This window comes from Thiomicrospira microaerophila (genome assembly GCF_000934765.1).
Classification (GTDB): domain Bacteria; phylum Pseudomonadota; class Gammaproteobacteria; order Thiomicrospirales; family Thiomicrospiraceae; genus Thiomicrospira; species Thiomicrospira microaerophila.
On sequence record NZ_JYNN01000009.1, the window covers coordinates 53131 to 71840 of the forward strand.

Here is an 18710-nt window from a genome sequence, read left to right on the forward strand (position 1 = left end):
GAAAATAATATGTCTAAACGTAATCTTGTGGTGGTAGGCTCTCAATGGGGTGATGAGGGTAAAGGTAAAATTGTGGATTTGTTGACCGATCGTGTCGCGGCCGTGGTGCGCTTTCAAGGCGGACACAATGCGGGTCATACGCTAGTGATTGAAGGGAAAAAAACAGTTTTGCATTTAATTCCTTCGGGTATTTTACGTGATCATGTCGAATGTTTTATTGGGAATGGTGTCGTGTTAGCGCCGGATGCATTGCAAAAAGAAGTGATGCAGTTAGAAGCGAATGGTGTATCTGTTCAATCGCGTTTAAAAATTAGCGAAGCCTGCCCACTCATCCTTGATTACCATGTTGCACTGGATCAAGCGCGTGAAATAGCACGAGGTAATAAAGCGATTGGTACCACCGGACGTGGTATCGGGCCGGCTTATGAAGATAAGGTCGCGCGTCGCGGATTACGCGCCGGTGACTTAAAAAATCTTGTGCAATTCAAGCAAACTCTCGCTGAAACATTGGAATATCATAATTATTTTCTAACACATTATTATAAGGTTGAGCCTGTTGATTTTGATCAGCTTTGGCAAAAATGTCAGGATTATGCAAAGTTAATTGTGCCGATGTTAGCCGATATTCCTGCATTGATTTCCCAGTATAATCGCGAAGGAAAAAGTATTTTGTTTGAAGGCGCGCAAGGTACTTTGCTTGATATAGATCACGGTACTTATCCGTATGTTACCTCGTCCAACACGACCGCAGGTGGGGCGTCTTCAGGCGCAGGTATTGGACCTTGTCACTTGGATTATGTGCTCGGTATTACCAAGGCCTATACTACGCGAGTAGGCGGGGGGCCTTTCCCAACCGAGCTGGTTTATAGTGTAGCGGAGGATGAGGGAGATCCGATTGGTAAGGAGTTGGGTCAACGTGGTTTTGAATTTGGTGCCACCACTGGACGCCAGCGTCGTTGTGGCTGGTTTGACACTGTCGCCATGCGCCGTGCGGCGCAAATCAACAGTTTGACAGGCTTGTGCTTGACCAAGCTTGATGTCATGGATGAACTCGCCGAGATTAAAGTCTGTACCGGTTATCAGTATCAAGGTCAAATTATCGATTTGCCGCCAGCCAGTGCGGATGAGTATGCGCAGTGTGTTCCTGTATACGAAACACTACCCGGTTGGCAGTCTTCAACAGTCGGTGCAGATAGTTGGGAAAAGTTACCTGAGAATGCGAAGGCGTATATTCAGTATATTGAAAAGTGGGTTGGTGTACCTGTGGCTATCCTGTCAACTGGACCCGATCGTGCTGAAACACTCGTGTTACAAGACCCATTTGCATAACTTATGACGATGTAGCAAGCTGGAGCGCTGTGCGTATCCACCTTGCCCTGATTTTCTTGTTAAGACACAATCAACCAGGCCTGGTAGGATACGTCTAGTTGTCTAGCCGAGTACGCGCTCAACTAGCTTTGTTAGTTTGTCTGGATCAAATGGCTTTATGATCCAGCCTGTTGCACCTAATGCCTTGCCTTTTTCTTTCATTTCCGTGCTGGCTTCGGTGGTAAGCATCAGCACTGGCGTGTATCTATAGTTGTCCAACCCTCGAATGGCCTCGAGCATTTCAAGGCCATTCATTACAGGCATATTGACATCTGAGATAATTAAATCAAACTGTTCTGCTTTCGCCCTTTCAAGACCAAGTGCGCCGTTTTCAGTGATTTGCAAGGCATAAGTCTTGCCTAATACCATCTCGACAAGCTGTCTAAGTGAGTTAGCATCATCTACATAGAGAATTTTTTTCATCATTTTACTCAATTTAATTAGAAATAAGTTGACTTATTTTAAGCGAATTTGGGTCTATTTCTTGAACTAAATTAAAAATTTCTGCATTCGTTCTAACAGCTTGGTATCATAACGCGATTAAATAATTTTGATAAAAGGGTATTGAATGTTATTAGCTATTCGTGAAAAGGTTCAGGGCTGGGTGGCATGGGCGATTGTTATTGTATTAATTGTACCGTTTGCACTTTGGGGTATTGATCAGTATGCAACCGGTGATCGAACTGTCGTCGTTGCGGAGGTAAATGGCGAGGCGATTAGCGCGACTGAGTTTATGCAAATGTACAACCGCCAAAGAATGCGAATGCAGCAACAGTTTGGTGATATGTTTGATCAAATCGTTGAAGATGATGTGCTTCGCAAGCAAGTGCTTGATGCGCTGATTGAAAGTCGGATTATTAAACAATGGGCGCAAAAAAACGGCCTTATTATTTCAGATGGTCAGCTTGCGGCTGTAATTCAAAACGCCGATGTGTTTTATGAGGATGGCCGTTTTTCGCAAAGGGTTTATGAAGAGCTGTTAATGCGCAATGGGTTATCTATTGCAGGGTTTGAAACAGAGCAGCGCCAGTTTCTCCTTGAGGAGCAATATCGTAATTTAACAGCAGGCTCCATGTTTGTTACCGCAGGTGAGCTGGAAACCTTGTATCAGCTGCAAAACCAACGTCGCTATGTGGATTATCTGCGTTTAGATCAACGTATTTTTAATGATCAAATCGAGATTGACGAAGCACAAAAGCGTGATTTTTATCAAAAAAATCAAGAACTATTTTTGGTGCCAGAGAAAGTGGTGGTCGACTACCTTACCTTCTCTGTACGCGATTTGGTCGGTGATATTGAGGTGACAGAAACGCAAAAGCGTGATTTTTATCAGCTCAACATCGGGCAGTTTACGCAACCTGAAATGCGTCGTGCGAGTCATATATTAATTCGTGGTGAACAAGATGAAGCCCTGGCAAAAATAGCTGAAATCCAAGCGAAGCTTGCCGAAGGGGTAGCGTTTGCTGCGTTGGCTCAAGAATATTCGCAAGACCCCGGTTCGGCCATGAATGGTGGCGATTTAGATTATTTTGAAACGGGGATGATGGTGCCTGAATTTGATCAAGCGGTGTTCTCTATGGCGAAAAATCAAATCAGTGATGTGATTCAAACTGACTTTGGTTGGCACTTGATTCATTTAACGGATATTCGTCAACCTCAAATATTAGCGTATGAGGATGTTGAGTCCGAAGTCGCTAGTCAGTTACGCTTAGAAAAAGCCGAGGCGGAATACTATAATCTGGTTGAATCGGTGAATACACTGGCTTATGAGCAGCCCGACAGCCTAGAGCCACTTGTGCGTTTAGTGACAGGAGAAATTCAAACATCAGCCGCGTTTGGTCGCGATGGTGGGCCAAGTTGGTTTAGCCAACGCCGAGTATTGGATGCGGTTTTTTCTGATGATGTATTAAACGCACGGTTAAATTCGGCGGTGATTGAACTTGATTCGGGTACCGCGATGGTGGTGCGTATCAATGAATATAATCCAGCGTTTTTAGATACATTTGAATCGGTTGAGCCGCAAATTGCTACGCGTCTGATGCGTGAAGCGGCGGTGGCAAAATCAGCCGAACTCGCGGATCAAGTGATGGCGGAGATTGAAGCGGGCGCAGATCCATCTAAAATTGATCGCAAAGGTGTAGAGTGGCATACTGTTGGCTGGATAGAACGTCAAACAGACACGTTGTTGCCTCAAATTAGCGCGGCCGCGTTTAAAGCGAAAAAGCCTCAACTAGACCAAGTAACCTGGGCGCGTGCCCAAACCCCAATGGGTGACACGGTATTGGTGCGTGTCAGTCAGGTAGATGTGGTTGAGGATGAGTCGCGTCGCTCGCAAGTTGCTGAGCTAGAGCAAGCCTTAACCGGCATCTATCTTACAGCTGAAATCGAAGCACGCTTAGCCGCGATTAAAGCGCAAGCGAAGATAGATATCAAGAGCGCGTTTAATCGCTTGTAATAACCTTCTTAAGCTTGATTTGCTGTGTGATTATTGATAAGGCGGGTAAGCTAATGGCTTGCTCGCCTTTTTAGTGTTTATCCACCAGTGCATTCAGCAGGTGTTTAATTTGCAGTTTACAGCAACCATTGCCATCGGAAGCAAAGGTTTGTTGTCTTACCTTCTCCAGTGCGTCGGCACCATTCACAATCGCTTCGATGACCTTGATTTTGGGTATTTGATTACAAACACACAGGTTCTCATCTAAATCACGTTTAAGAATTTCGGGTAATTGGTCAATCGCTTGTTGAAGTTTGTTGTCCATCACTTTATTCACCGTCGGTTTAAACAAAAAACCCAGCCGAAGCTGGGTTTATCAACAATCTAAGCAAAAGACTAAGAGGTCGTTTTTGTCTCTTAGTTTTTGTCTTTATCAATGATTTTGTTCGCTTGAATCCAAGGCATCATTGAACGTAGCTGCTCACCAACGACTTCGATTGGGTGCTCAGCGTTGATACGACGCTTAGCAGTCATCTCTGGGTAGTTAGTCATGCCTTCTAGGATAAAGCGTTTAGCGTACTCACCGTTTTGGATGTTGTATAGCGCTTCACGCATTGCCATGCGGCTTTCTTCGTTGATAACCTGTGGGCCAGTGACATACTCACCATACTCGGCGTTGTTCGAGATAGAGTAGTTCATGTTGGCAATACCGCCTTCGTACATCAAGTCAACGATTAGCTTTAACTCGTGTAGACATTCGAAGTAAGCCATCTCTGGTGCATAACCGGCTTCAACCAAGGTTTCAAAGCCCATTTTAACCAATTCAACCGCACCACCACAAAGCACCGCTTGCTCACCGAATAGGTCGGTTTCGCACTCTTCACGGAAAGAGGTTTCGATAATACCGGTACGACCACCGCCCACGCCAGACGCATAAGACATCGCAATAGATTTTGCTTTGCCAGACACATCTTGGTGAACCGCGATGAGGTCAGGAATACCGCCGCCTTTTACAAACTCAGAACGTACGGTATGGCCTGGTGCTTTTGGTGCGATCATGATAACGTCTAGGTCAGCGCGTGGCACGACTTGGTTATAAAGAATCGCGAAACCGTGAGCAAAGGCTAAGACCGCACCTTTTTTTAAGTTAGGCTCAATTTCTTCTTTGTATAAAACCGATTGAAATTCATCCGGCGTTAGAATCATGACTAGGTCCGCACCGGCAACAGCGGTAGGCACGTCAGCGGTTTTTAAGCCATAACCTTCGGCTTTTTTGATAGAAGATGAACCAGGGCGTAGGCCAACGGTTACATCAATCCCCGAATCTTGTAGGTTAGCCGCGTGCGCGTGACCTTGTGAGCCAAAGCCGATGATCGCCACTTTCATACCACGGATAATTGAAAGATCACAATCTTTATCATAATAAACTTGCATTGAATGTCCTTTAAAGTTAGTAGGAGTTAAAAATTAAATGTTTTAAAAGTTGTTTAAAAACATGTAAAAAAATTTGTTGAATTATAACCCAGACCTAATTTAATTGCTTTAGAAGCCACCAGGCCTGGTTGTAAAATCAGGCTAAATTTGCAAACATTTTTCACCGCGCATAATCCCCATTGCACCTGAGCGCACCGTTTCGAGGATAAAAGCCGGGTCAATCGCGGCGATAAATGCGTCTAGCTTTTGGGTTTCACCAATCATTTGCACCGTGTAGGTGGTCGCGGTGACGTCGACAATCGTGCCACGAAAAATGTCCGCTAAGCGAACAAATTCGTCGCGGTAATTGCCGACGGCAGAGAGTTTAATTAACATCAACTCACGTTCAATGTGTGCGCCTTCTGTTAAATCCACTACCTTGACAACATCAATTAAGCGGTTTAGATGCTTAACAATCTGTTCAATTTGATGGGCATTGCCAAGGGTAACCAGCGTTAAACGTGACAGCGATTCATCTTCAGTGGGCGCAACGGTTAAGGCTTGGATGTTATAACCTCTAGCTGAAAATAACCCCGCTACCCGAGATAACGCCCCTGATTCGTTTTCGATTAACATTGAAATTATATGCTTCATGCTTACACCAATATCATTTCGTTTTGGCCGGCACCGGCCGGAATCATCGGATAGACGTTTTCTTGCTGATCGGTAATGATGTCAATAAACACAAACCTGTCTTTGAGCGCAAACGCCTCTTCAAGTTGTTGCTTCATGGTAGCTGGGTTATCGATACGAATCCCTACATGACCATAGGCTTCAGCTAGCTTGACAAAATCAGGCAAGGAGTCCATGTAGGACATGGAGTAGCGACGGTCATAAAAGAATTCCTGCCACTGGCGTACCATGCCTAAAAACCCATTGTTTAGGCAGACAATCTTGACCGGTAAGCCATACTGTAAACAGGTGGAGAGTTCTTGAATGTTCATCTGAATTGAGCCTTCGCCAGTGATGCACAATACGGTCGCGTCCGGAAATGCCATTTGCACGCCCATGGCCGCAGGTAAGCCAAACCCCATCGTACCCAAACCGCCCGAGTTGATCCAGCGGCGTGGCTTGTCAAAGGTGTAGTATTGCGCGGCGAACATTTGATGTTGACCCACGTCAGAAGTGACATAAGCATCACCCTTGGTTACTTCCCATACCGCTTTTACTGCGGCTTGGGGTTTGATTTTGGTGCCACTGGTATCGAATTTTAGGCAGTCCATTGAACGCCATTCTTCGATTTGTGCCCACCAGGCCTGGGTGTTTTCTGCTTGCGGTTGCTGCGCCTGTTTATCAAGCAGCGCATTCATTTCTTGTAGCACCTGTTGAACAGGTCCCACAATCGGAATATCCACGACTACGTTTTTAGAAATAGATGCAGGGTCAATATCGACATGAATGATTTTTGCCGTTGGACAGAACTTTTCGATATTGCCGGTCACACGATCATCAAAACGTGAGCCAATCGCAATCAGCACGTCACAATGATGCATCGCGAGATTCGCTTCGTAGGTGCCATGCATGCCCAGCATGCCAATACTTAATGGATCGCTTGCAGGGAAGGCTCCTAACCCCATCAGTGTTTGGGTAATCGGGAACCCCAGCTTTCTAACCAGCTTGGTGAGTTCCTCCGAGCCATCACCGAGCACCACACCGCCGCCGGTGTAAAAAATAGGGCGTTCAGCGCTGAGCATCATTTCAACGGCTTTTCTGATTTGTCCGCTATGACCTTTTACTACAGGTAAGTATGAACGTAACGCAACTTCTTGTGGATATTCATAGTGGCTTGTGGCGTTTTGTACATCTTTGGGAAAGTCAATAACAACCGGGCCTGGTCGGCCGGTTGTGGCAATGTAAAAGGCTTTTTTGAGCGTAATTGCCAAGTCCTTGACATCCTTGACCAAGAAATTGTGTTTGACTATTGGGCGTGTAATGCCGACGGTATCGACTTCCTGAAACGCATCCAAACCAATCATGCTGGTTGGGACTTGTCCAGTGATAATAATCATCGGAATAGAATCTGTATAAGCGGTCGCAATACCTGTAACGGTATTGGTTGCGCCAGGCCCAGATGTCACCAATACAACCCCTGGCTTACCTGTAGAGCGTGCGAAACCGTCTGCGGCATGCACAGCGGCTTGTTCGTGACGCACAAGAATATGTTGTAATTTCTTGGCATCGGTATCTAGGGCGTCATAAATGGGTAGCGCCGCGCCACCTGGATAACCCCATATATGCTCTACCCCCTCATCCTCCAAAAAATGGATTAAGATTTGGGCACCAGTTAGTTCCACAATAATGGCCCTCCAGTTATTAAACCTCGCTATATCGAAAATCGATATGAGGTTTGCTTTAAAAAAATCGTGAAAAAGATTCTAATTATATAGAATTAGCACGCTTTTGAGAATAGTAAATTGTATTTTGATCGATAACGATGCGTAATACCTGACTATTTTACTAGGTTTTTATCGGTTAAACAAATGTTCTCGATAATGTTTAAGCTCATCAATAGACTCTAAAATATCATCAAGCGCTAAGTGTGCCCCTTGTTTTTTGTGGGCGCTATAGACATCCGGTGCCCAGCGTTTAGCGAGTTCTTTTAGCGTGCTGACATCCAAGTTGCGGTAATGGAAAAAAGCCTCAAGTTCGGGCATTTCCTCAACCAAAAAACGGCGGTCTTGGCAAATGCTGTTGCCACACATCGGTGAAGCCCCTTTAGACACAAACTGGCCTAAAAACGCAAGGGTTTGCTGTTCAGCTTCACGCAGGCTGATGGTGCTTTGGCGAACGCGTTCGGTCAGACCGGATTTTCCATGATGTTCCACACACCAGCTGTCCATTTTGTCCAGCTCGGCCTCATTGGCATGAATCGCCAAAACCGGCCCTTGCGCCAATACATTAAGCTGGGAGTCCGTCACGACAGTGGCTATCTCGATAATGGTGTGATGACGAGGTTCCAGACCCGTCATTTCCAGGTCTATCCAAATCAAATTGTTGTCAGATTTCATTTTATTGCTCTTTTAAACTAGAATAAGCGCCTATATTAATAGGTTTAGCCCCGTTTTAAAACGAAATCAGGATGTTTATATGAATATTATTAGTCTGTTATTTGTCTTTAGCTTAATTCTTAGCTTAATGATAGAGCTTTGGTTGAATATTAAAAACCAATTCCACATCCTTCAAAACCGCGAGCAGGTGCCCAACGAGTTTGCTGAAGTGGTCAATTTAGAAGCGCATCAAAAGGCCGCTGACTACTCACGCGCAAAACTGCATTTGGCTCGGTTTATTTTGTTTTTTGATGCCGCGCTGATACTGGTGATGACACTGGGCGGTGGATTTCAAGATATTTATAACATTTGGCTAGGGTTGGACATCAATCCTCTGTGGCGTGATGTCGGGTTTTTATTATCCACCTTTATGTTTCTGGCTATATTGCACTTGCCATTCAGTATTCTCAGCACCTTCCGCATCGAGGAGCGATTTGGTTTTAACAAAACCACGCCTGCTAAGTTTATCAGCGATTTACTAAAACAATGGCTGCTGATGTTGGTTATAGGCTTACCACTGCTTTGGGCGATTGTTGCCATAATGAACAGTTTTATTGACCAGGCCTGGTGGTTTTATGCCTGGATTTTATGGATGAGCTTTAATCTATTATTGCTTTGGGCTTATCCAAAATGGATTGCGCCCTTGTTTAATAAGTTCAGCCCGCTCGAAGAGGGCGAGATGAAACAACGGATTGAGGCGTTGCTTGAACGCACAGGTTTTGAATCCAATGGCATTTTTGTGATGGATGGTTCCTCGCGTTCGGGTCATGGCAATGCCTATTTTACTGGCATGGGCAAAAACAAGCGTATCGTGTTCTTTGATACCCTGCTAGAAAAACTATCGGTGGACGAAGTGGAAGCAGTATTAGCCCATGAGTTGGGTCACTTTAAACACGGGCACATCAAAAAACGCCTGATCGAAGGGGCGGTGATGAGTTTGGCTGGTTTGGCTTTGTTGGGCTGGTTAGTCACCTTGCCATCATTTTATAGCGGTCTAGGGATCGAAACCGCTACACCTGCCGCCGCTTTATTGTTGTTTATGACCGCCGTACCCGTGATGTTCTTTTTCTTAGGGCCGGTGATGGCGCTCAAAAGTCGTAAACACGAATTTGAAGCCGATGCGTTTGCGGCACAGCACGTGGGTGCTGAGCATCTAATCAGCGCATTGCTAAAACTATATCGCGACAATGCCGCCACCCTAACGCCAGATCCGAGTTATTCGGCCTACTATGACAGCCATCCGCCCGCGAAAATTCGCATAGACCATTTAAAAAGCCTGCAAGGAGATAAATAATGAGTCAGATAATCAATCCGTCAATGAATCAACCCATGAACGACCTACCCAACCTATTAGAACAGCGTTGCGAAGACATTGCCAAAGGGACAAAAGGGCTGGTGATTCCAACGATTGAAAGCTATTTGAATATGCTATCCGGCTGGGATGTGACACTCGATTACGCCAGTATCCACAAAACCTTTGCGTTTAAAAACTACCACCAAACGGTATCATTTGTGAATGCGGTGAGCTGGGTTGCACACAAAGAAGATCACCACCCGGAAATATGCTTTGGCTACAATCAATGCAAAATCACCCTCAAAACCCACAACATCAAAGGCCTTAGCCAAAACGACATGATTATGGCGGCAAAGATAAATGCATTGTTGGACTAGGACGTGTTTTGGTCGTGAAAAATGAATAGGGTAGGGTGGATAAGCAAAGCGCATCCACCAAACGCTTGCAAAGTCAGCGTGGATGCGCTTTGCTTATCCACCCTACTTGAAATCTTGTCATTAACCCAGATGTTTTTTTAATTTGAACTTTGAAATAAATATAAACGCGTCTGCACAATTATTTCTTAACCCTTTAGTCGCTCTGGTTTATGCTATAGCAATAACATATAACTCTATAATAAAGAGACTAAAGGTTCCTTCATGAAAAAACTTATTCAAATTGGCTTGCTAGCCAGTATTTCTATGTTGGCGAATGCCAGCCCCAATGCCCCTCAGGTGATTACCGCCAATGTGTTTGGTGAAACGATTGTTGAAACCATTAATGCGCTCGGTACGCTATCGGCGCGCGAATCGGTGGCGTTGAGCGTGAGTGTGACTGAGCGTGTCGAGTCTATTCACTTTCAGGATGGTCAGCAAGTTAACAAGGGTCAGACATTGTTGCGCTTAGTTAGTCAGGAAGAGCGCGCTAGCCTTGAAGAGTTAAAAATTGCCACTGAAAATGCCAAGCGCCAGTATGACCGTTTTCTGCCTTTGTTTCAGCGCGGCGATGTTTCGCAATCGATTTTGGATGAACGTAAGCGTGACTGGGATTTAGCCCGTGCGCGTGAAGCGGTGATGCAAGCGAGGCTTGAAAAGTTGACGCTGGTGGCGCCCTTTGCGGGTCAAGTGGGCTTGCGTCAGGTCAGTGAAGGGGCCTTGTTAACCCCGGGCACGGTGGTGACAGAGTTGAAAGATTTATCACAAATGAAGCTGGATTTTACGGTGCCGAGTCGGTTTTTAACTGAATTAGCGCTGGGGTTAACCGTCAGCACGGAAACCGATGCTTATTCCAATCAGCGATTCAGCGGTCAAATTGAAACCATTCTGCCGCAAGTCGATCCGGTGACGCGCAGTGTCCAAGTTCGTGCCAATATTGACAATACGGAGGGCTTGTTAATGCCCGGCATGCTGATGAAGGTCATCTTGCAGCAACAGCCGCGTTCTGTTTTATTTATTCCAGAAACGGCGATTGTGCCGATTGCCGATAAACAGTTTGTGTACCTATTAAGCCCCGATGAAAACGGGCTGTATAAGCTCCAAAGAAAGCCTGTAAAACTGGGGTTACGCCAACCAGGCCTAGTTGAGGTTGTCTCGGGTTTAAAGCTCGGAGATAAGGTAGTCAGTGAAGGCGCATTACGTGTGCGCCCCGGTCAGGTGGTCAGGGCGTTAGATAAATTAGAGCGCAAATCCGATATGGCTGACCAGGACGATAAGTTATGATTTTATCCGACACTTCGGTTAAGCGCCCGGTTTTAGCGGCGGTACTGTCGCTGATTCTAGTGGCCTTTGGTTTAGTGGCCTTTGATCGTTTAGCGCTGCGCGAATACCCCAATATTGACCCGCCCGTAGTGTCGATTACCACTGGCTATTCGGGGGCATCGGCGGCGGTGATTGAATCGCGGATTACCAAAATCATTGAGGATCGGATAGCCGGTGTTGAAGGCATTAAGTTTATCCAGTCGGTATCCATGGATGGGCGTTCGCGGATTACGATTGAATTTGATGTGAATCGTGACATTGATGCGGCGGCGAATGATGTGCGTGATCGTGTGGCGCGGGTATCGCGTCAATTGCCTGATGGTGCCGATATGCCCGAAGTGCAAAAAGTGGACGGCGATGAAGATGTCATTATCTGGTTTAACCTGACGGCAGACAGCATGACCGTGCCGCAGCTAACCGATTATGCTAAACGCTATCTCATTGATCGTTTTTCAGTGCTGGATGGTGTGGCGCGTGTGCGGATTGGTGGCGGGCAGGAATATGCTATGCGTTTATGGTTGGATGCCGATGCGATGGCGGCACGCAGCATTGCGGTATCGGATATTGAAAATGCCCTGCAAACCTCGAATGTCGAATTACCAGCGGGCACCTTAACCCTGCGAGAAATGTCGTTTAGCGTGCGGGTCGATCGTCAGCTGCTCACGCCTGAGGACTTTGAGCGTTTAGTGATTAAGCGCGGCGATGGTGATAACTTGGTTCGTTTGGCGGACATCGCGCGGATTGAAAAAGGCTCGATTGAGAACCGCACTTTTTTCCGTGGCAATGGCTTGCCAATGGTTGGCTTGGGGGTGATTAAACAATCTACCGCGAATACGCTCAGTGTCGCCAGAGTGGTCAAAGACGAGGTAGAGCGCATCAATGCCATCTTGCCTGAAGGCATGGCGATTAAGCCAAGTTACGACAGCTCGGTATTTATTGAAAGCGCGATTGGTGAAGTTTATAAAACACTCGGTATTGCGATTGTGTTGGTGATGCTGGTCATTTTTGCCTTTTTACGTTCGGTGAGAGTGGCGCTGATTCCGTTGGTCACGGTACCTGTGTCGTTGATTGCCACCTTTTGGGTGTTGTGGATGCTAGGGTTTTCGGTCAATATTTTAACGCTGTTGGCGTTAGTCTTAGCGATAGGCTTGGTGGTGGATGATGCGATAGTGGTGCTTGAAAATGTTCAGCGTCATATTGAAAAAGGCTACTCCCCCTTGGCGGCCGCCTTTTTGGGCACGCGTCAAGTTGGTTTTGCTGTTGTCGCCACCACCTTGGTGTTAGTGGCGGTATTTGTACCGATTGCCTTTTTGGAGGGAACGCTAGGGCGGCTATTCAGTGAATTTGCGATTACCCTAGCGGTCGCCGTGATTTTTTCTAGCTTGGTCGCGCTAACCTTATCGCCCGCCTTAGCCTCCAAGCTGTTAAAGGCAAAAAAAAACCAGCCGGCTGTTTTGAATGAGCAGGGCGCAATACAAGATAAAACACAAAATACAGCACAAGAAACGATAGAAGAAACATCACACGAAACGCGGCCAGATAAACCCAATATTTGGATACGAGCCTATCGTCCAGCGCTTCATCTTGCCTTACGCTTTCCCTTTATCATTGGGTTGTTGTTTGCCGCTACACTCTATGGCGCTTATCAATTGATTCAACTCCTTCCAGAAGAATATGCCCCGCGAGAAGACAGGGGGGCATTTTTTGTGATGGTCAGCGGGCCTGAAGGCGCAACACATGAGTATATGAAAACCTATCTTGAAGAGGTGGAAGCGCGTTTAATGCCGCTGGTCGAGGCGGGGGAAGTTAATCGTTTATTGGTGCGCTCACCGCGCTCGTTTGGCAACACGGATATTTTCAATACCGGGATTGCGATTTTGATTTTGAACGATTGGGCAGAGCGTCGCCCAGCGAGTGAAATCATGCAAGATGTCCGCCAGCGTTTAGCGGACCTGCCTGGCATACGCGCCAACCCGGTGATGCGCCAAGGCATAGGTGGACGGGTGCAAAAACCCGTGCAGTTTGTGATTGGCGGCGGCACTTATCAAGAGTTAGCGCAATGGCGCGATATTTTGCTCGAACAATTACAGCAGAATAATCCTGGGTTTGAGGGTATTGACTCGGATTACCGAGAAACCAAACCGCAATTGCGCGTGAATATTGACTATGATCAGGCCGCAGATTTAGGTGTCACCACCCTAGAAATTGGTCGCACCCTGCAGACCCTGCTTGGATCGCGCACCATCACCACCTTTGTTGAGCAGGGCGAAGAATACGATATTATTCTTGAAGCCAGTCGAGAAATTTATCGCACACCACAAAGCATGAATAGCATTTATGTGCGCTCCGCCACCACCGGGGCGTTAGTGCCGCTGTCCAGTTTGGTGACGATTGAAGAGTTTGCCGATTCGGCCACCCTCAACCGCTACAACCGCATGCGCGCGATAACGATTGAGGCAAATCTCACCGAGGGTTATACCCTCGGTGAAGGTCTTGCGCATCTTGAACGCTTGGCGCGTGAACACCTTCCTAACGATGCAATGATTGACTACAAAGGTCAGTCACGCGATTTCCAAACCTCCGGTAATGCGATTTACTTTGTACTGATGTTGGGTTTAGTGGTGGTGTTCTTGGTGTTGGCTGCGCAGTTTGAAAGCTTTGTGAGTCCGTTTATTATTATGTTCACCGTGCCGCTGGCGGTCGCCGGTGGATTGTTGGGCTTATGGCTGCATGGCCTAACTCTCAATCTTTATACCCAGATTGGTCTGGTGATGCTAGTGGGGTTGGCGACCAAAAATGGCATACTGATTGTGGAGTTCGCTAACCAATTGCGTGACAAAGGCCAAGCCTTCCGCGAGGCGCTGATTGAAGCATCATGTTTACGTTTGCGCCCAATTCTCATGACCGCGATTACCACGGTTGTCGGCGCCATTCCGTTGGTGATGTCCTCAGGCGCGGGTGCCGAAACACGTTATGTGATTGGTATTGTATTGATTTGGGGGGTTTCTATCGCTACCTTCTTCACCCTGTTTGTTATTCCCGTCGTTTATCAATGGCTAGGACGATATAGTCAGCCTGCGGGTTATAACAAGCGCAAACTTGAAGCCGAGCTAGGCGATTTGCACAAGCTTTAGCGGTTGAGTCTTTAATCAAGCCGGTAACGACGCATAAATAATTGGCGTGTCACTTCATTTTTGACTTTTCATACATATCGCTTTCAGGTTTTGGGTACTTTAATTAAAGGTGTTGTGCGCTGGGTTTGTAGTCATTTTGTTATACGGATTCGCTACGATTGTTGTTCACAGGGTGCCAATTGTTTAATTTATGCCAAACTCAAGGCATAATGATAAGGCATTAAGTGGATAAATGGTTATAATAAAGTTAATTCCAAGTTTTCCTTGTTATTTAATTCGATCGCGTTATTGTAAAGCAGCATTTTTCGGGAGTTAAAGAAATGTTTAAAAATACCCAGTCGTTAAATACTAAAGTTATCGTGATTGCTGCTAGTGTTGGCATGGCGGTCGCTTTTTTAGTGGGGCTAATGATGTATGTGAGTGCTGTCAAGCCTGTTAAGTCAAATATTGAACAGGCCTTGATCGATGAAATGCAGGTACACGTTAACGCAGCCATGGAGCTAAAAATTCAAAGTGGCATCATGGGGTCGACGGCAATGACCTTGCAGCGTGATGTAATGGAAGCCCTAGTGGTTGAAGATCGTGAAGAGGTTTTAGGTCTTTTTGGTGGCGTGAGAGAAGGGTTTCGTTCAAAATCGAACTTTAATAATATCGCTACAATTTTATTAACGGCTGATGGGCGTATGTTGGTTCGCTCTTGGGATTTGGAAAATTATGGACAGAGCGCGGCCAATAGTCCATTAGTTCAACGCGCTATGGCTGAAAAACAAGCTTTTGCGTCGCTGGGAGTGGGGGCGCGAGGTATCGGTGTGGTGGCTATTTCTCCAGTCATCGATGATGGTGAGTTCTTGGGTATGATTTCTTTGTTGCAAGGCTTAGCTTCCGTAGTGCATGATTTTAAACACCATTTAGATGTCGACTGGGTAATGTTGGGTGATACACGTTATTTAAACGAAAACTTTCCAGGCATGAATATTATTAATAATAATAGGTCGATTGGTAAAAATTATATTTTAGCGAATAATCGCTGGTTTAACGAGGATCTTGTTGACTTGACCTCCCGCCACTATGTTGAGCAAGAAGGCGATCAGGTTGCGGTACACTTGCTAGATGGCAAGGTTATGGTGGATTTACCTGCTTATGATGAAGAAGGTAAGGTGTTTGGGCGTCATTTATTTTTTATGGACGAACAGCGGTTATTAGCACCGATTCAAACAGCTACTCATAATGCTTGGTTGTCCCTTATCGGTGTGCTTGGTGCGATTTTTCTGCTTACTTTTGCTTTGGTCATGGCGATAGGTCGAATGGTGATAAAACCTTTGCAGCAGGTTCAAACAATTAGTGACAACATTATTCGGACCGGTGACTTTAGTTTGCGTGTGCCAGAAAACTCAAAAGATGAGGTGGGCAAAACATCACATGCGATCAACCAGTTGTTAGAAAATGTGAGCCAGGCTTTATCAGGTGCGAATAAAACCGTGGCGGCGATTGCGGCCGGCGATTTTAATCAGCGCATTGAAGGGCAGTATGTCGGTGATCTTCAACGACTTCAGCAAGGGGTTAACAATAGTGCTGATAATATCGCTAAGGTGATGACCCAGTTTGGGCGAACAATGCAGGCGATGAAGCAAGGCGAGTTTAAACTCAAGCTGGAGTGTCAGGCTGAGGGTGAGTATTTAAAAATGATGAACAATGCCCAAGCCACTATGGATGAAATGAATGGCATTATTGCACAGATTAATGATGTCATGAGCGCCATGTCGCAGGGTCAGTTTAACCATCGTGTTGAGATTGCCGCTAGCGGTGAAATGAACGTCCTAAAAGACAGCATTAATGAATCGATGACGCAGCTTGATGAAGCGATTAGGGAAATTACTCATATTGTGGTTGCTCAGAGCGGGGGGGATTTAACTCAGGTTATTCGTGGTGATTATGAAGGTGATTTGCAGCGATTAAAAGATGCCGTCAATAGCTCTTTATCCAAGTTAGCGCAAATTGTATCGCAAGCGGTGCAGGCGGCGGATATTGTGAACAATGCGGCTAAAGAAGTCTCACAAGGTTCGCTGGATTTAAGTGAACGAGTGCAGCAGCAAGCGGCGGCATTGGAGCAGACCTCGGCCACGATGGATCAGATGAATTCAGCAGTGCAAAACAATACTGGGAACGCACAGAGTGCGGCCAAGCTTGCTACCGGCGTGCAACTCGAAGCCCAGCAAGGTGAGAAGGTAATGCAACAAACGATTGTCGCGATGGGCGCGATTCAGCAATCCAGTCACAAAATAGCAGACATCGTTAGCTTAATTGACGGTATCGCATTTCAAACCAATTTGTTAGCGCTTAACGCCGCCGTGGAAGCGGCGCGTGCGGGTGACCATGGGCGTGGATTTGCCGTGGTGGCCGGTGAAGTGCGTGCGTTAGCACAAAAATCGGCTGAAGCCGCTAAAGATATTAAAAAGTTAATCAATGAAAGCGTGACACGGATTGATGAAGGTACCAAATTGGCCAGTGAGTCAGGTGAGCGTTTGATCTCGATTACCCACTCCGTTGAAGAAGTGAGTGCGATGATTAATCAGATCGCTCAAGCTTCAGCTGAACAAGCAGAGGGTGTTTCACAAGTGCATGCTGCAATTAGTGATATTGATGGTGTAACGCAACAAAACGCGGCGCTGGTTGAGCAGACCTCTGCGGCGTCAGAGTCAATGAGTGAACAGGCGAATGAGCTTAGTCGAAATATGAGTTTCTTTAAAACCAATCATTCATCATCTGCGCCACGGCAGTTAGCTGCGAGTCGTACAGTGCTAAAGCAACAACCGGTAAAGTCACACCCGATAAAAGCAAAGCCAGCGGAGTCTAAGGCGGTCAAAGGCGGTTCAAACAATGATGAATGGGCGGACTTTTAACTAGCTTCATTGGTTGTTTATTATTCTACCGATGTTCCAGCAACACCATCGTTTCATAATGATGGGTTTGCGGGAACATCTCAAAGAGTTGTAAGCGCTTGATGCGATAATGTTGTTGCTCAAGCGCTTTCAAATCTCTAATCAGCGTGTCGCTATGACAAGACACATACAGTATTTTCTTCGGTTTTAGGCAGCCTAAATCCTCACAAATCGTTTTTGCCCCTAATCTACCCGGGTCTAAAAGCATCACAGAATAGTCATTTCCCAACCAGGCCTGGTTGTCAATCGGCTTAAATAAGTCATCCTGAATAAAGCTAGTATTATTCAATTGATTAAGTTTGGCATTATGTTTAGCGAGTTCAATCGCACGCGCATTGCCCTCAACACCAATCACTTGCCCCGCCGATTTTGCCAACGGCAAACTAAAGTTACCTACCCCACAAAATAAATCCAACACCTTATCATCATGGTTCAATTGCAGCCAATCAAGCGCATGATTGACTAGCGCTTGGTTGACTTGGGCATTAACTTGAATGAATCCCGCTGGGTCAAAACAAAGCTTGATGTCTTTGGTGTTTTTTGTGTCTTTGGTGTTTTTTGTACCTTGGATTGTGTAGAAAGGCTGTTCGTCATCTGGTTGTTCAGACACTAATTCAGAGGTTAGCCAAACACCATTCTCCGCTTCTGCCAGCTGGACTTCACGCCGTTGGCGACTCGCCAGTGGTAATAGATCAAAACGCGCTTTACGCAGCGTTTCATTGAGCGCAGGGCTAAGAATGGGACATTGTTCAATGTCTACCACAGAATCAGATTTGGCTTGTTTAAATCCCAGTCTGGGTTGCTTGGTTTGCGGGTCTTTAGTCAAGAACATGCGCGCACGACGGCGATAAGCTGTCGGCTGGTCACGGTATAAAGGCTCGACAACCAGTTTACGGCAATCAACAACCTTTTCTAACTGATCTAACAGGTTTTGAAGTTTCCAATTGCCTTGCGATTCAAAGTCAAGATGCTGCAAATCACAGCCGCCACAGGTTTGATATACATCGCAAAAAGGTGCGGTTCGATCCGCCGCATGGCGCTTCCAACGCATAGGTTTAGCCAGTGCGTGCTTGCTAAAGTCTTGGGTGATTTTGAGATCAACCACTTCCGTTGGCAGTGCTTGCTCAACGAATACCGATTTATGATTGATTTTAGCGACACCCAAACCCTGATGGGTTAGCCCTGTTATCTCGATGTTTTCAAAGCGCCCTTGCAAGGGCGTAGAGGGTTTCGATTTTTTATTTAAAGCACGTTTTTGCGGTAGTTTCATTTGGGTTCAATTATG

Annotated in this window: 14 protein-coding genes; 7 read left to right on the forward strand and 7 right to left on the reverse strand. The window is 46.1% G+C overall.

Annotated features, from left to right (window positions below; all coding sequences use genetic code 11):
* The first annotated feature begins 9 nt into the window (after positions 1-9).
* Positions 10-1329, forward strand: a complete 1320-nt coding sequence (locus tag NA59_RS05210) for an adenylosuccinate synthase (protein WP_044409065.1) — start codon at positions 10-12, stop codon at positions 1327-1329.
* 102 nt (positions 1330-1431) lie between these two features.
* Here NA59_RS05210 and NA59_RS05215 read toward each other — a convergent pair whose 3' ends face one another.
* A complete protein-coding gene (locus NA59_RS05215; RefSeq protein WP_322785778.1) occupies positions 1432-1794 on the reverse strand; it encodes a response regulator in 363 nt (120 codons plus the stop codon).
* A 142-nt stretch (positions 1795-1936) separates the two neighbouring features.
* On the opposite strand from NA59_RS05215, the gene NA59_RS05220 reads away from it, so the two are divergent.
* Positions 1937-3823: a SurA N-terminal domain-containing protein gene (locus tag NA59_RS05220; RefSeq protein WP_044409071.1), complete on the forward strand. Its 1887-nt coding sequence runs from the start codon at positions 1937-1939 to the stop codon at positions 3821-3823.
* 70 nt (positions 3824-3893) lie between these two features.
* Here NA59_RS05220 and NA59_RS05225 read toward each other — a convergent pair whose 3' ends face one another.
* From NA59_RS05225 to orn, 5 genes are all read right to left on the reverse strand, one after another.
* Entirely contained in the window at positions 3894-4127 is a 234-nt protein-coding gene (locus tag NA59_RS05225) for a (2Fe-2S)-binding protein (protein WP_044409074.1), read from the reverse strand.
* A gap of 92 nt (positions 4128-4219) precedes the next feature.
* Positions 4220-5236 carry a ketol-acid reductoisomerase gene (gene ilvC, locus NA59_RS05230; RefSeq protein WP_044409077.1) on the reverse strand — a complete coding sequence of 339 codons (1017 nt, stop codon included), beginning with the start codon at positions 5234-5236 and terminating at the stop codon, positions 4220-4222.
* Positions 5237-5377: 141 nt separating this feature from the next.
* Positions 5378-5869 (reverse strand): acetolactate synthase small subunit, encoded by a 492-nt coding sequence (gene ilvN / locus NA59_RS05235; protein ID WP_044409080.1) that lies wholly within the window; start codon positions 5867-5869, stop codon positions 5378-5380.
* Positions 5870-5871: 2 nt separating this feature from the next.
* Positions 5872-7569, reverse strand: a complete 1698-nt coding sequence (locus NA59_RS05240) for an acetolactate synthase 3 large subunit (protein ID WP_044409083.1) — start codon at positions 7567-7569, stop codon at positions 5872-5874.
* Positions 7570-7740: 171 nt separating this feature from the next.
* On the reverse strand, positions 7741-8283 hold the full coding sequence (orn, locus tag NA59_RS05245) for an oligoribonuclease (RefSeq protein WP_044409085.1): 543 nt from the start codon (positions 8281-8283) through the stop codon (positions 7741-7743).
* A 79-nt stretch (positions 8284-8362) separates the two neighbouring features.
* On the opposite strand from orn, the gene NA59_RS05250 reads away from it, so the two are divergent.
* From NA59_RS05250 to NA59_RS14265, 5 genes are all read left to right on the forward strand, one after another.
* Positions 8363-9616, forward strand: a complete 1254-nt coding sequence (locus tag NA59_RS05250) for a M48 family metallopeptidase (RefSeq protein WP_044409087.1) — start codon at positions 8363-8365, stop codon at positions 9614-9616.
* Positions 9616-9993 (forward strand): 4a-hydroxytetrahydrobiopterin dehydratase, encoded by a 378-nt coding sequence (locus NA59_RS05255; RefSeq protein ID WP_232504034.1) that lies wholly within the window; start codon positions 9616-9618, stop codon positions 9991-9993. The genes NA59_RS05250 and NA59_RS05255 overlap by 1 nt, the downstream gene beginning before the upstream one ends.
* A 261-nt stretch (positions 9994-10254) precedes the next feature.
* Positions 10255-11313 (forward strand): efflux RND transporter periplasmic adaptor subunit, encoded by a 1059-nt coding sequence (locus NA59_RS05260; RefSeq protein WP_044409090.1) that lies wholly within the window; start codon positions 10255-10257, stop codon positions 11311-11313.
* Positions 11310-14486 (forward strand): efflux RND transporter permease subunit, encoded by a 3177-nt coding sequence (locus tag NA59_RS05265; protein ID WP_044409092.1) that lies wholly within the window; start codon positions 11310-11312, stop codon positions 14484-14486. Before NA59_RS05260 ends, NA59_RS05265 begins: the two co-directional genes overlap by 4 nt.
* 320 nt (positions 14487-14806) lie before the next feature.
* Complete coding sequence (locus tag NA59_RS14265) at positions 14807-17386, forward strand: methyl-accepting chemotaxis protein (RefSeq protein ID WP_052501475.1); 2580 nt, start codon at positions 14807-14809, stop codon at positions 17384-17386.
* Positions 17387-17411: 25 nt separating this feature from the next.
* On the opposite strand, the gene rlmD is transcribed toward NA59_RS14265, so the two are convergent.
* Positions 17412-18695 carry a 23S rRNA (uracil(1939)-C(5))-methyltransferase RlmD gene (gene rlmD, locus NA59_RS05275; protein WP_052501476.1) on the reverse strand — a complete coding sequence of 428 codons (1284 nt, stop codon included), beginning with the start codon at positions 18693-18695 and terminating at the stop codon, positions 17412-17414.
* Between the last annotated feature and the right edge of the window lie 15 nt (positions 18696-18710).